Origin of the sequence: Bacillus sp. C28GYM-DRY-1 (assembly GCF_030519405.1) — a bacterium.
GTDB lineage: Bacteria > Bacillota > Bacilli > Bacillales > Bacillaceae > Bacillus > Bacillus spizizenii_A.
Genome location: NZ_JAUMKF010000015.1, coordinates 69,914 through 83,941, shown reverse-complemented (window position 1 = coordinate 83,941; position 14,028 = coordinate 69,914). Strand labels below are relative to the sequence as shown.

Annotated in this window: 12 protein-coding genes; 7 read left to right on the top strand and 5 right to left on the bottom strand. The window is 44.8% G+C overall.

Going from position 1 to position 14,028, the window contains the following annotated elements; translation table 11 throughout:
• Nucleotides 1–364: 364 nt before the first annotated feature.
• The gene (locus tag Q3W56_RS14805; RefSeq protein ID WP_302896020.1) at nt 365–886 is read right to left on the bottom strand and encodes a DUF2812 domain-containing protein; all 522 of its coding nucleotides are present in this window, start codon (nt 884–886) and stop codon (nt 365–367) included.
• Between the two features lie 2 nt (nt 887–888).
• Nucleotides 889–1,224 carry a helix-turn-helix transcriptional regulator gene (locus Q3W56_RS14800; RefSeq protein WP_302896019.1) on the bottom strand — a complete coding sequence of 112 codons (336 nt, stop codon included), beginning with the start codon at nt 1,222–1,224 and terminating at the stop codon, nt 889–891.
• 164 nt (nt 1,225–1,388) lie between these two features.
• Here Q3W56_RS14800 and Q3W56_RS14795 point away from each other — a divergent pair, with 164 nt between their 5' ends.
• Both Q3W56_RS14795 and dbpA read left to right on the top strand, forming a co-directional pair.
• Entirely contained in the window at nt 1,389–2,537 is a 1,149-nt protein-coding gene (locus tag Q3W56_RS14795) for a rhamnogalacturonan acetylesterase (protein ID WP_302896018.1), read from the top strand.
• Nucleotides 2,538–2,618: 81 nt separating this feature from the next.
• Entirely contained in the window at nt 2,619–4,058 is a 1,440-nt protein-coding gene (gene dbpA / locus Q3W56_RS14790) for an ATP-dependent RNA helicase DbpA (RefSeq protein ID WP_302896017.1), read from the top strand.
• A gap of 20 nt (nt 4,059–4,078) precedes the next feature.
• Here dbpA and Q3W56_RS14785 read toward each other — a convergent pair whose 3' ends face one another.
• Nucleotides 4,079–5,365, bottom strand: coding sequence for an MFS transporter (locus Q3W56_RS14785; RefSeq protein ID WP_019716238.1), 1,287 nt, complete (start codon nt 5,363–5,365; stop codon nt 4,079–4,081).
• 205 nt (nt 5,366–5,570) lie between these two features.
• Here Q3W56_RS14785 and Q3W56_RS14780 point away from each other — a divergent pair, with 205 nt between their 5' ends.
• From Q3W56_RS14780 to Q3W56_RS14760, 5 genes are all read left to right on the top strand, one after another.
• Complete coding sequence (locus tag Q3W56_RS14780) at nt 5,571–6,251, top strand: hypothetical protein (protein ID WP_302896016.1); 681 nt, start codon at nt 5,571–5,573, stop codon at nt 6,249–6,251.
• A 94-nt stretch (nt 6,252–6,345) separates the two neighbouring features.
• Nucleotides 6,346–7,179 carry a transcriptional antiterminator LicT gene (gene licT / locus Q3W56_RS14775; RefSeq protein ID WP_268400379.1) on the top strand — a complete coding sequence of 278 codons (834 nt, stop codon included), beginning with the start codon at nt 6,346–6,348 and terminating at the stop codon, nt 7,177–7,179.
• Nucleotides 7,180–7,492: 313 nt separating this feature from the next.
• Nucleotides 7,493–9,325: a beta-glucoside-specific PTS transporter subunit IIABC gene (locus tag Q3W56_RS14770; protein ID WP_302896015.1), complete on the top strand. Its 1,833-nt coding sequence runs from the start codon at nt 7,493–7,495 to the stop codon at nt 9,323–9,325.
• Between the two features lie 20 nt (nt 9,326–9,345).
• Nucleotides 9,346–10,770, top strand: a complete 1,425-nt coding sequence (locus Q3W56_RS14765; RefSeq protein WP_302896014.1) for a glycoside hydrolase family 1 protein — start codon at nt 9,346–9,348, stop codon at nt 10,768–10,770.
• A 92-nt stretch (nt 10,771–10,862) separates the two neighbouring features.
• On the top strand, nt 10,863–11,969 hold the full coding sequence (locus tag Q3W56_RS14760; RefSeq protein ID WP_302896013.1) for a hypothetical protein: 1,107 nt from the start codon (nt 10,863–10,865) through the stop codon (nt 11,967–11,969).
• A 37-nt stretch (nt 11,970–12,006) separates the two neighbouring features.
• Here the strand turns inward: Q3W56_RS14760 and Q3W56_RS14755 are convergent, their stop codons facing one another.
• Together Q3W56_RS14755 and citH are read right to left on the bottom strand one after the other, a co-directional pair.
• A complete protein-coding gene (locus tag Q3W56_RS14755) occupies nt 12,007–12,585 on the bottom strand; it encodes a DUF421 domain-containing protein (protein WP_302896012.1) in 579 nt (192 codons plus the stop codon).
• A gap of 98 nt (nt 12,586–12,683) precedes the next feature.
• Entirely contained in the window at nt 12,684–13,964 is a 1,281-nt protein-coding gene (gene citH, locus Q3W56_RS14750; RefSeq protein ID WP_302896011.1) for a citrate transporter CitH, read from the bottom strand.
• Nucleotides 13,965–14,028: the final 64 nt, after the last annotated feature.

The following is a 14,028-nucleotide window of genomic DNA, read 5'->3' as shown; positions in this document are numbered from 1 at the left end:
TACCTAGCCAAACGGAGCTAGGTATGCGGGAGCTCTTTTTCTGTTTTTGAAATCAGCTGAATATCCAAAAAAACAGCGTAAAACAAAAAAAGCTTGTAGAAAAACATCGTTTTCTCTACAAGCTGAAGGCCTAAGCGGCCTTTTTTGATTCTTAAAATAACATAAATAATCCAGGAAAATAATGTAATGACGCTGAAAACATCAGTGCATCAAAGCTGGATGATCTTGAATCCATCGATGGGGTTGAATTGGATATTTTACGACTGATGATCAGTGGGAAGGGCTTCGTTATTATGTGTATGATCAAGAAAACCAAATGAGTTTCTATTGCGGAGGATGGGATGTGATCAAATGTGACAAGAAGTCACACTGATTTTCCCCACTTTCCAAGCGTTCTTGCTTTTGTTGCCGCATATGTCACGAGAAACGGGATAGTCACAATCAGAAAAAACAAAGGCACCCAATTTGATAATCCGGTTACATAATGGAGTGTGATTGACAAAAGAGACAGGAAACTTAAGGTGCAGGTGACGTTTCGCACGTCTTTTTCGCTTCTTTTATATTTCTCTTTCATGGTGGATTGATCACTGTATATCGGCGAAGTCCCGGGCTCAGCCGAAAAGATATGCATTCCATGGAAAGAGCAAACACGTTCCCATCCGGCCGTTTCAAACATCTCAGTGTATTCCGCCAAGCTTTCTTCCCCAACATCATGATAATCAATACTGTAGATCAATTTCCGCGGCTCAGCTTTTCTAAGCTTATATCCCATAAACGCAAAAGAATCGAGCACCCAGCCCTTGCTGGCCATATCACTGAGTTTCTTCATATCTTTTTCTTCTGAAAACGCCAATCCTTCGGACATCATATATTTTTTCTGTTTCATGACTAGTCCCCTTTCAATTGTTGAAAAGCGCGTTCGCCGTGTTCAGCCATCACTTTTCTGCGCTGAATTTCTTTTTTGAGTAATTCTTGGCCGTGCAGGGTGGTCTGGTACACTTTGCGGCGCGGGTTGTCATTGTTGACAAGCTCAATGATCTCTCCCTGCAGTAATTTCTTTAACAATGTATATAAAGTAGCTGGGCCGATCGTAAAGGAGTCTTCAGTCATTTCCTCAATCTCCTGCATGATCGAATATCCATGCTTTGGCTCCAGCAATGTTAAGACAATATAATAGGCTGGATCGGTAAGCTGATCCATTTCCTGTGGACGTTGCTTTGGCAAGGTGTCACCTCATTTCTTATATCAATAAATGATATATCACTTATTGATATATTAAAATCTTCCTTTTTGTATGTCAACGCTATTTTTTTCTGCATTCAGTCATCATAAAGAAACAATCACCGAGTATGCATTAATGTATATGTTTTCATAGAGGGGGAGTCTTGATGAAAAAATGGATGGCTGCGGTTTTTGTGATGTTGTTGATATTGTGTTTCGGAGGGATTAAGAGTGTGAAGGCGGCGGAGCCGAAGGTGTATCAGTTTGATTTTGGAAGCGGTTCGGTGGAGCCTGGTTACATTGGTGTCAGGGCGTCTGATCGGTATGAGCGGTCAAAGGGCTATGGTTTTCAAACACCGGAGAATATGAAGGATGTGGCGGCATCCGGGACTGGTGTGAAGAGCGATGCGGTTCAGTTTTTGGCGTATGGGACGAAAAGCGACAATACGTTTAACGTGGATCTTCCGAACGGACTTTATGAGGTGAAGGTGACGCTTGGCAATACAGCAAGGGCCAGTGTGGCGGCGGAGGGTGTGTTTCAGGTCATTAATATGACGGGGGACGGCGCGGAGGATACGTTCCAAATCCCTGTCACTGACGGGCAGCTGAATCTGCTGGTGACAGAGGGGAAAGCAGGCACCGCTTTTTCGCTGAGCGCCTTGAACATCAAGAAATTGTCTGATCAGCCGGTGACGAATCGAACCATTTACATCGGCGGCGATTCGACGGTGTGCAATTATTATCCGCTCAACAGCAGCAAGCAGGCGGGCTGGGGGCAGATGCTGCCTCACTATGTCGACAAGCATACCTTTCAAGTGAGAAACATGGCGTCAGGCGGGCAGATCGCGAGAGGGTTTCGAAATGACGGACAGCTTGAGGCAATCTTGAAGTATATCAAGCCGGGGGATTATTTTGTGTTGCAGCTTGGCATTAATGACACAAATCCGAAGCATAATGAATCTGAAGCGGAATTTAAGGAGTTGATGCGTGATATGATCCGCCAGGTGAAAGCAAAGGGGGCGGAAGTCATCCTTTCCACACCACAGGGACGGGCGACAGATTTTACGCCTGAAGGCATCCATTCGTCTGTCAACCGATGGTACAGGGCTTCTATTTTGGCCTTAGCCGAAGAGGAAAAAACGCACCTCATTGATTTGAATGTCCTCAGCTCGGCTTACTTTACATCAATCGGCCCGGAAAAAACTCTGGCGCTATACATGGACGGAGATACGCTGCATCCAAACCGCGCGGGAGCCGACGCACTGGCGCGATTGGCTGTTCAGGAGTTACAACGCCAGGGAATCGATGGCTTTTAATACGTCATATTTCAACAAAACACATATGGCTTCGCCAATTAGAGTATAATGAAAACATCTGCAAGAGACAGGAGTTTATACATGAGTCATTTTAAAAACTATCAAATCAGTCATGACATTTTACGAGCATTAGAAGGACTGGGATATACAGAACCGACCAAGGTGCAGCAAAGCGTGATCCCCGTTGCCCTTGAACGAAAGGATCTTGTCGTCAAATCACAGACGGGAAGCGGAAAAACGGCTTCGTTCGGAATTCCTCTCTGTGAGCTGGCGGATTGGGATGAAAACAAGCCACAGGCGTTGATTTTAACACCAACCCGTGAGCTTGCGGTGCAAGTGCAAGAGGATATCACAAACATCGGACGCTTTAAACGGATTAAAGCGACCGCCGTGTTTGGAAAGTCATCCTTTGACAAACAAAAAGCTGAACTAAAGCAAAAAAGCCACATCGTTGTCGGCACACCGGGACGTGTACTGGATCATATCGAAAAGGGCACGCTGCCGTTAGACCGTCTCTCCTATTTGGTCATTGATGAAGCCGATGAGATGCTGAATATGGGCTTCATCGAACAAGTAGAGGCGATCATCAAGCATCTGCCGACTGAGCGCACGACAATGCTGTTTTCGGCAACGCTGCCGGAGGATATTGAGAAATTGAGCCGTCAATATATGCAAAACCCGGAGCATATCGAAATCAAAGCGGCCGGGCTAACGACAAGGAATATTGAACATGCGGTGATACCAGTAAGAGAAGAGAATAAGTTTTCTTTGCTGAAGGATGTGCTGATGACGGAGAATCCTGACAGCTCCATCATTTTCTGCCGGACGAAAGAACATGTCAATCAGCTGACCGATGAATTGGATGACTTAGGATATCCGTGCGATAAAATTCACGGCGGAATGATTCAGGAAGACCGGTTCGACGTCATGAATGAATTTAAACGGGGCGAGTACCGGTACCTAATCGCGACAGATGTCGCCGCGCGCGGGATTGATATTGAAAATATCTCCCTTGTCATCAACTATGATCTGCCGCTTGAAAAGGAAAGCTACGTCCACCGCACGGGCCGGACCGGGCGCGCAGGGAAAAAAGGAAAGGCCATTTCATTTGTCACGGCCTTCGAAAAACGGTTTCTAGCCGACATTGAGGAATATATCGGGTTTGAGATTCAAAAAATAGAAGCCCCTTCTCAAGAAGAAGTGGCCAAGAAGAAGCCTGATTTTCTATCTAAATTGAATGACCGTCCGGCATTCAAAAAGGACAAAAGCGAAGAGCTCAATAAAGAGATTATGAAGCTGTATTTTAACGGCGGAAAGAAAAAGAAAATCAGAGCCGTTGATTTTGTAGGAACGATTGCCAAAATTGATGGTGTGTCAGCTGATGACATCGGCATTATCACGATCATGGATAACGCCTCTTACGTGGAAATTTTAAACGGAAAAGGCCCTCATGTTCTTAAAGTGATGAAGGATACAACTGTCAAAGGGAAGAAGCTCAAGGTGAATAAAGCGAATAAATGATGTATGATGACCTGCTCCAGTTAAAGGGGCAGGTCATTTTGGTGTTTACTGACATCGGCACGGGTTTCCTCAGGAACAAATGCAAGAATCACAATGCCGATTACAAATAGAACAATCAGGCTGAATATCGCCGTTGAGGATCTCCCGGTAAGCTGAGCGGTAACGGCAATGAGCAGCGGTCCCATAATCGAAGCGAATTTACCGAAAATGTTATAGAAACCGAAGAATTCATTGGCGTGGCGCTTTGGCACCAACTTGGCGAAATAAGAACGGCTCAGGGCTTGAATGCCGCCCTGCGAGGTAGCGACAAGCATAGCCAGTATCCAGAAATCAAGCGTTGTCTCCATAAAATAAGCGTACACACAGACAATCATATAAATGACGATCCCAACGTACAGCATTGTTTTTCCCGTAAAGCGTTCCGCAAGCCTTCCGTATACAATAGAAAAAGGCGCAGCGACGACTTGGGTGACAAACAGGATGATCAGGAGGCTTGTGGGGCTGATCCCTAAATCAGACCCGTAGGAGGTCGACATCGTAATAATCGTGCCGACTCCGTCGATATAAAAGAAATAAGCAAGCAAAAAGAGGAACAGCGCACGGTATTGCCTAATCCGCTTCATCGTTTGGCCGAGCCGCTTAAAGCTGTTAAGGACGATATGAGGTTCTCTTTTGATGGTATAGCGCTGGTGGACATGTTTCAGCATCGGAATGGTAAACAGCCCCCACCAGGCAGCCGTTATGAAAAAGGATAGCTGGCTTGCGGCCGATACAGACATCGGAATCGTTTCTGCTTGTGCAAGCAGAATAACAGCAATACTGATGATAAATGGAATCGTGCTTCCTATGTAACCCAAGCCAAAACCCCGCGCAGAGACGATATTCATCCGTTTTTCCGACGTGACGTCAACGAGAAAGGCATCATAAAACACGTTGGCGCCGGAAAAACCGATTGCCGATATCGTATAAAACAGCAATAAAAGCAGCCAATGTTCACTCGGAATAAAGGCAAGTATCGCGGTGCTGGCGACACCCACTGACACAAAGAAACCGAAGAACTTTTTTTTGCACCCTTCATAGTCGGCGATCGTGCCTAAAATCGGCCCGAGCATGGCAAGAATAAACGTTGAAATTGCAATGGTGTATCCTAAATAGGCAGTCGATTGAGCGGCGCCGATACCGCTTTCTGCAACCGCTGATTTATAAAATAACGGAAACACCGCGGTGGTTACGACAATCGAGTAAGCTGAATTTGCCCAGTCATATAACATCCAGCTGTTTTCTTGTTTCGTAAAACGTTTCATCATCAGCGCCCTCCTCCGGTAACGATACTTCTATTGTACGAGAAATAGGCCTGAAAAGAATGGAATGAACGTCAATTTTTACAAAATATTTATGTTTTTGTGCTTCAAATCATACGTTTGGTTTATTGCTGACCATAGGTGTACCTGGTACCATTTATCTATATTTTTTGTAATTTCCAGAATAGGAGCAGCAGAGAGGAGACGGAGCATGAGGCGATTAGGCTTGTGTATAAGCCTGCTGGTCACAGTTCTTGTGATGAGCGCATGCGAAAGTAAAGATGAGGCTCAGACGTTTGCAGACCGTGATCAAGCCACAGTAAAACAAACCACAACCAAACCAATGAGCAATGAAAATAAGCAAGACTTCCAGACCCTCCCAAGCGATATGCAGCTGGCCATTGTATTCAGTTCCATCATACGTGTAAGCGAAGCATTTGATTATGGAATCGGCAATCCTGAATACTTCGTTCGGAGCAGCATGACTGAAGAAGAAGCGGACATTGCGAAGGAGAACCTTGAATCGATTCAATTTGAAAATAAACAGCTCAAAAAGCAAAACAGCGAGGCAGTTGCTTTGCTCCAAAAAACCCGCAATCATGAAAAGAGCCGCAACGAAATGCAACAGCTGAAAGAAAATAGAGCCGCGTTTTTCGAGGTCACAGAAAGCATGATCAAACTCATCAGCCAAGTGACACCGAAAAACGCGAAGAAGACAAGACGGCAGCTGGATCAGCTGAAAAAACAATATACGCGATACAGCGCTGAAAGCGTTAGAATCATGAACAGCATTGTCAAGAAGCAGGGGGCTGACAAGGCATCATTTGAACGCCATCTTGAGACAATGCTTCGAAAACAGCCCGGGAAGCCGATGCTGAGTGAATTGTATTAATCTGTTCCCGTCTTTCCCTGATGATATTGACCTAGTACAAAAAGAATGTACAATCAAGGTGTAGTCTGTTCTTAGTTGATTGGAGGGACATGTCATGAAAATTGCGAAGGTGATCAACAATAACGTGATCAGCGTGGTCAATGAACAGGGAAAAGAATTGGTTATCATGGGCAGGGGGCTCGCATTCCAGAAAAAGTCCGGTGATGATGTCGATGAAGCCCGTATTGAGAAGGTATTCACCCTCGATAACAAGGATGTATCAGAAAAATTTAAAACCCTTTTGTATGATATACCGATCGAGTATATGGAAGTATCCGAAGAGATTATCAGCTATGCGAAATTGCAGCTCGGCAAAAAGCTCAACGACAGCATCTATGTGTCGCTGACCGATCATATTAATTTTGCCATCCAGCGCAATCAGAAGGGGCTTGATATCAAAAACGCCTTGCTGTGGGAAACAAAGCGGCTGTACAAGGACGAATTTGCGATCGGCAAAGAAGCGCTGGAGATGGTGAAAAACAAGACTGGCGTGTCTCTGCCGGAGGATGAAGCTGGCTTTATTGCCCTGCATATCGTAAATGCTGAGCTGAATGAAGAGATGCCTAATATCATCAACATTACAAAAGTCATGCAAGAGATTTTGAGTATCGTAAAATACCATTTTAAGATTGAATTCAATGAGGAATCGCTTCACTATTATCGGTTTGTCACTCACTTAAAGTTTTTTGCGCAGCGTCTATTTAACGGCACACACATGGAAAGCCAGGACGATTTTTTGCTGGAGACGGTGAAAGAAAAGTATCATCGTGCGTATGAATGCACGAAGAAAATCCAAACCTATATTGAGCAGGAGTATGAACACAAGCTCACTAGTGACGAACTGCTGTATGTAACGATTCATATAGAAAGGGTCGTCAAACAAACATAATGAAAGCGTTGACATTTTCATTCCCTTGTGTTAATTTTTTCTTACATTCATATATGATGATGTTAGGATTGTTACTGATAAGCAGGCAAAACCTAAATTACAATGAGTGCGGATGATCTCTGTCTGTGCTGATGGTAATTTAGGTTTTTATTTTTTCAGAGGGATGGTGATGAGGGCGTTTTACAGAAAAAAACGAAACAGGGCATTTCATAGGATTGTTACTGGTCAGGCAGGCAAAACCTAAACTACTTGTTCCTATTGCGATAGGGGTAGTTTAGGTTTTTTATTTTTTAGCAGAAGGGATGAGAGGAAAATGGGAGGTCAAGCAGCAGCAAAAGACATCTTACGGCTGGTCGGCGGAGAAGAAAATGTGCGGTCTCTTGTACATTGTGCGACACGCCTGCGTTTTACGCTGAACGATCGGTCGAAAGCGGATAAAGATAAAATCGATGCTTTGGATGATGTCGTAACTGTAGTGGAAAGCGGCGGGCAGTTTCAAGTCGTGATCGGCAATCACGTTTCAGAGGTGTATCAAGAGATTGGAAGAATGTCTAATTTGCTGAATGATGACCAGGCTGAACATTCTGCCCAAAAAGGGAATCTGTTCGGACGGCTTGTCGATATCGTATCGAGCATTTTTACTCCTTTGCTTGGCGTGATGGCGGGAGCGGGGATTTTAAAGGGCCTGCTGATGATATGCACAAATGCCGGCTGGCTCAAAACAGAGGAAACGACGTATACCATCCTGTATGCCGCTGCGGACAGCCTGTTTTACTTTCTTCCGCTCTTGTTGGCCGTCACCGCTGCCCGAAAGTTTGGCGCGAATCTCTTTGTTTCTGTCACAGTTGCCGGAGCGCTTATTTATCCAACGATCATTGAGCTGAAGAACGGCAATGCTGAAACGGACTTTTTCGGCATTCCAGTCGTGTTAATGAACTATACGTCAACTGTGATTCCGATCATTCTGGCGATTTTTGTGATGAGTTATGTTGAGAAGTATTTGAACCGGGTGATTCATGACAGTGTGAAGACCTTCATCACCCCGCTGATTTGTCTGGTAACCATTGTGCCGCTCACATTAATTGTATTCGGCCCGATTGGAGTAAACGCGGGAAATGCCATCGCATCTGCGATTCTGGCCATCTTCAGCTTTAATCCAATGCTGGCGGGCGCAGTGATCGCTGCACTTTGGCAGATTCTTGTTATCTTCGGCATCCACTGGGGGATTGTGCCGGTCATTTTAAATAACATTGCGGTCAATGGGCAGGATTCGATCAAGCCGGCTACAGCGGCAGCCGTGTTTGCACAAACGGGAGCTGCTGTGGGTGTCATGCTGAAAACGAAAAACAAAAAATTAAAGGCGCTTGCCGGTTCCGCCGCTGTCACAGGGATTTTTGGGATTACAGAACCAGCCGTTTACGGCGTCACGCTCAGACTGAAAAAACCTTTTGTATGCGGTGTCATTAGTGCGGCCATTGGCGGGGCAATTATCGGGCAGGCTCACAGCGTCGCCATCGCTTCTGGCGCACCGGGTCTGTTGACGATTCCAATTTTCTACGGACAGGGCTTTGCCGGTTTTATCTTGGGAATTTTGGTATCTTTTATTCTATCAATCATCCTAACGTATATTGTCGGGTTTGAAGATCCCGCCGAACAAACAGAAATCAAAACAGAGCCACCTGCACCAGCAGCCCGCCGTGAAGAGATCAGCAGTCCGTTAGAAGGAAAAGTGATGCCATTAACAGAAGTGAAGGATAAAGTGTTTGCATCGGAGACAATCGGAAAGGGTATAGCGATTTTGCCGGAGAAAGGCAGACTCGTCGCGCCAGCGGATGGCGTGATATCAACCGTTTTTCCGACGGGCCATGCATTCGGCATGGTCACCGATCAGGAAACGGAAATCCTCATTCACCTTGGCTTTGATACGGTGAAGCTGGAAGGAAAACACTTTTATCCTAAAGTCGTGCAAGGACAAGCCGTCAAAAAAGGTGATTTGCTTGCTGAATTTGACCTGGATGATTTACTAAAGGCCGGATTTGATATGAACACGCCGATCGTCATCACAAATGCAGGTCAGTATACTGACGTTATTCAAACAGATCAAAAGCAAGTCAAAATAGAAGAAAGAATCTTTTCTTTAATCTAAAACCATTGGAGGAACAGACGATGAACTATAAAACACTTGCAGCATTTCCGGAGAATTTTTTGTGGGGCGCATCTACTTCTGCCTATCAAGTGGAAGGTGCGTGGAACGAAGACGGCAAAGGCCCGTCAGTGATTGACGCACGCGACAGCTATCCTGAGGGAACGACTGATTTTAAAGTCGCCAGCGACCATTACCATCGCTATAAAGAAGACGTTGCCTTGTTTGCTGAAATGGGTTTTAAAGCGTACCGGTTTTCCATCGCATGGACGCGGATTATTCCTGATGGCGACGGAGACATCAATGAAAAGGGAATTGAGTTTTACAGCAACTTGATTGATGAGTTGCTCAAATATAAGATTGAGCCGATTGTTACGATGTATCATTTTGATTTGCCGAATGCCCTGCAGCAAAAAGGCGGCTGGTCACAAAGAGCCACAATTGACGCGTTTGAACGGTATGCTAAGGTGCTGTTTGAGCACTTCGGTGACCGTGTGAAGTACTGGCTGACCATCAACGAACAAAACATGATGATTCTTCACGGCAGCGCTTTAGGGACACTGGACCCGAATCTTAAAAATCCGAAAAAAGAGCTGTATCAGCAAAACCATCACATGCTGGTGGCGCAGGCAAAAGCCATGAACCTTTGCCATGACATGCTGCCCGGCGCAAAAATCGGCCCTGCTCCGAATATTGCGCTCATCTACCCGGCGTCTTCTAAACCGGAGGATATTATGGCGGCTTTCAACTATAATGCGATCCGGAACTGGCTCTATTTAGACATGGCTGTTCAGGGGCGCTACAATACGACGGCGTGGGCTTATATGAAAGAAAAAGGCTATACACCAGTTATTGAAGATGGTGACATGGAGATTCTGAAATCTGCGAAGCCTGATTTTATCGCCTTTAACTACTACACCTCTCAAACAGCAGAAGCAAGCAGAGGCGACGGATCGGATGAAGTGGCGCGCGGAGGAGACCAGCATTTGAAAACGGGGGAGGACGGCGTTTACCGCGGCAGCAGCAATCCTTATTTGAAGAAAAATGACTTTGGCTGGGAGATTGATCCGGTCGGTTTCCGCTCCACGCTAAGAGAAATCTATGACCGTTACCAGCTGCCATTGATCATCACAGAAAACGGGCTCGGCGCTTTCGATCAACTAGAAGAAAACGATACGGTTAATGACGATTACCGGATTGATTATGTAAAACAGCACATCGAACAAATTCAGTGGGCTATCACAGACGGCGTCGATGTGTTCGGCTATTCCCCATGGTCAGCCATTGACTTGATTTCTACCCACCAAGGCTGCTCGAAACGCTACGGCTTCATTTACGTCAACCGTGATGAATTTGATCTGAAGGATCTGCGCCGTATTCGCAAGAAAAGCTTTTATTGGTATAAAGAGCTGATTGCTTCAAATGGTGAAGCGTTGAAGGGTAGTTAAAAATATACAAATGATGAACATGGAGTAATAAATGTAAATAGTTAAAGTTTCCTGCCGATATGTACAGTATAAAATCTGGAAGGAGTTTGTATATGAAGAACAAAAAAATATGTTCATTGCCCCTATTGTGTGCTGTCTTGATTGTGGCCTTTAGTTTTTGTCTAAATTCAAATGCTGCTGCAGCGCAAAACGTGCCAAAAGAGAAAGCAATCATGAAACAGCAGGAAACATTGAAAAACCATAAGGAAATGAAGGATGTTTCTTTAAAGCAAGCAGAAGCAGGAAGCTTTAAAACGGATCACAATGCAGAAGCCATTAAGGTAAAGAAGCCTGCCAATGAGAATGTTTTTAAAACAACTTCCATGTACAACTCTGAAGACCAAGTATTCGATACTACATCTGTACTTAACGAAAATAACCCGGACGATATGTATTTTTTTAGCACTTCATCAGATCGAACGTTGATTACACGGATTTTGTCTGCTAACAGTCAGTATTATGTAAAATTGTATGTTGTCAATTGGGATACGGGTGAAGCACAGCCGACAAATATTGCAATGGATGCGGGGAACTTAGTTCTTTTAAAAGAGCTTCCGGCCGGCGATTATATGATTCGGGTTTATTCTGAAGGAACGCTGGGAGATTCATACAACATTCAGTTAAATGCCAAAAACCCTTCAAATTACACAAGTGTGAAGTCAATCACCTCTAATCTGCAAGCCTTTGTCGCTGAGTACGCAGACGGTTCTGTCTATGCAAACGGAACATTGTTGTACAATACCGGCACAAAAACTTCTTCATTAAGCTGGGAAAGGAAATATTATTTTTCGTATGGCGGCGGGTATAATCAGCGCACCCATTCTATTTCCGATGTAAGGGTGAAAAACGTTTCTGATCCTGTTATTTATCGTTCAAGTTATGCGAGCTCAAATGCGGCAGTGATGGTTTACTTAGATACAGGGACGCTGTTTATGCATCATGTATCAGCGTATCAATCAGGGGTAGGTTACGATGACTCTTTTCTTGATACATTAGGCAAAAAAACACCTAGAAGACTTGATGCAGATGATCAAAACTATGGTGATCATATTTTAATCGTTGATGTAAAAACCGGCAAAGCAATCGACTTTTTCAGTGTTTTAAATTACTATTACGCATCAGGCGTTGAAAGCTTGCCAGTCATTTCGTATATTCAATAAGAATTCACTTGGGCTATTTCATTACAATGAAATAGCCTTATTTTAATTTGCCAGAAGAATGACTAGTGGTTTTTAACTCTTCAAAAATGTTATCTTGTTTATCTGGTTCAGACTGATTCATTGTATTTGCAGCAGGAATATTCATCAATTTCTTAAAATCACCCATGGTTAGCGGCTTCTTGTCCTCATGCCATTCATATCCTAATTGGCCGTTTGCTTCAATCGTTGCATTCTTCACATCCTTTATGCTGGAGATTCCGTGAAGCCTCATTCGCATTTCAAGCTGGTCCACTGTCAGCCTCAATTTTTTCATATTTTCTATATTGAGTTTGCCATCTTCAATGACTAATTTCGCTTTGCCGGTTATGAACTTTTCCACCCAATTGGCTTTGATCTGGAACCATTCCATGAGTATGAGAGCAATAGTAAAAATACTGGCTGCCACAAGGGTTTTCCATAAACTTGTCTCTATAATCGGCTGGACAATAATCGTTCCAATCGAAATCATAACCACAGTTTGTGCTAACGTCATTTGAGAGATTGACTTTCTTCCAGATATTCTAAGCAATATAATGCCGGATATTATTAATATGAGTGCTTCCCAAGCAAAATACATGCAATCACCTTTTTATGTGGGTTTTTCCATAGTATGATCGTGGGTATTCCGATTATACAGAACAAAAGGATTTCCGATAAGCGGAAATCCTTTTCTCATTAAAGCGAGATAATCCCAACCAAAAGTGCCGCAATCGTCATTACAATTGTTGTCCCCACGGCCCATTTGATGGTGAATTTTTGATGATTGCCAAAGCTGACGCCTGCCATTCCGACCAATAGATAGGTGGAAGGCACAAGCGGACTTAGAAGATGCACCGGCTGTCCCAGCAGGGAGGCCCTTCCGATTTCAGCGGCATCTATTCCATAAGCGGATGCAGCTTCTGCGATGATGGGTAGGACACCGAAGTAAAAGGCGTCGTTTGACATGAAAAAGGTGAATGGCATGCTGACGATAGCAGTGATCAACGGCAGGTGCGGGCCCATGGCATCAGGGATGAGTGAAACGAGAGAATGCGCCATTGCATCCACCATTTTAGTGCCGGAGAGAACGCCTGTGAAAATACCTGCCGCAAACACCATGGAAACAACGTTTAACGCATTTCCCGCATGCGCCGAGATCCGTTTCTGCTGCTCTTTGACATTTGGATAGTTGACCATCAAGGCGATGGCGAACGCGATCATAAAAAGAACAGGGATCGGAAGCAGGCTGGTGATCAGAGCGGCCATCAGAGCGACAGTCAGCAGCAGATTAAACCATTGGAGGGCAGGGCGCTTGAGCGGTGCTGCTTCCGGATCAGAGGACGGCGTGTGTTCAATCGAAATGACGCCGAGACGCTTCCGCTCTTTTTTTCCAAGGATATAAGCAACGGCGATCACCCAGAGAATGCCGGCGATCATAGCGGGAATCAGCGGCGTGAAGACCTCCGACGTGTCCAATTTTAAGGAAGCCAAAACTCTCGCCGTCGGTCCGCCCCACGGAATAATATTCATGACTCCAGAACCGAGCATCGCAATTCCCGCTAACACCAAACGATTCATACCGAGCCGTTTGTACAGTGGCAGCATCGCCGCAATGGTAAGCATATAGGTTGTTGTCCCGTCTCCGTCCAGCGAAATGGTCATCGTCAGAATCGCTGTGCCGACGGCGATTTTTAACGGATCTCCTTTAACAATTGATAACATTTTTGCGATAAGAGGATCAAACAAACCTGAGTCAATCATAATGCCGAAATAAAGGATGGCGAATAACAGCATGATACCGGTAGGAGCGAGATCTGTAACGCCTTGAATCATCATCTCGCCGAGGTCTTTGCCAAATCCGCTGATCAGGGCAAACACAACAGGAACGACAATTAAGGCAATAAGAGCAGAAAGCCGGTTAGACATAATAAGGTACATGAAGACAATCATCATCACAAAACCGAGTATGGCAAGCACGATATGACCTCCCCATTCAACAGCACAGTATTGGTAAGCGCTTCCATATTTTCGGAAGGAGGCT

Excerpts from the sequence above, each read along its gene's own strand:
- Q3W56_RS14770 (WP_302896015.1), top strand. The coding sequence starts at position 7,493 with ATGGGAGGTCAAGCAGCAGCAAAAGACATCTTACGGCTGGTCGGCGGA.
- Q3W56_RS14760 (WP_302896013.1), top strand. The coding sequence starts at position 10,863 with ATGAAGAACAAAAAAATATGTTCATTGCCCCTATTGTGTGCTGTCTTG.
- Q3W56_RS14765 (WP_302896014.1), top strand. The coding sequence starts at position 9,346 with ATGAACTATAAAACACTTGCAGCATTTCCGGAGAATTTTTTGTGGGGC.
- Q3W56_RS14780 (WP_302896016.1), top strand. The coding sequence starts at position 5,571 with ATGAGGCGATTAGGCTTGTGTATAAGCCTGCTGGTCACAGTTCTTGTG.
- Q3W56_RS14785 (WP_019716238.1), bottom strand. The coding sequence starts at position 5,365 with ATGATGAAACGTTTTACGAAACAAGAAAACAGCTGGATGTTATATGAC.
- Q3W56_RS14795 (WP_302896018.1), top strand. The coding sequence starts at position 1,389 with ATGAAAAAATGGATGGCTGCGGTTTTTGTGATGTTGTTGATATTGTGT.
- dbpA (WP_302896017.1), top strand. The coding sequence starts at position 2,619 with ATGAGTCATTTTAAAAACTATCAAATCAGTCATGACATTTTACGAGCA.
- licT (WP_268400379.1), top strand. The coding sequence starts at position 6,346 with ATGAAAATTGCGAAGGTGATCAACAATAACGTGATCAGCGTGGTCAAT.
- Q3W56_RS14755 (WP_302896012.1), bottom strand. The coding sequence starts at position 12,585 with ATGTATTTTGCTTGGGAAGCACTCATATTAATAATATCCGGCATTATA.
- Q3W56_RS14805 (WP_302896020.1), bottom strand. The coding sequence starts at position 886 with ATGAAACAGAAAAAATATATGATGTCCGAAGGATTGGCGTTTTCAGAA.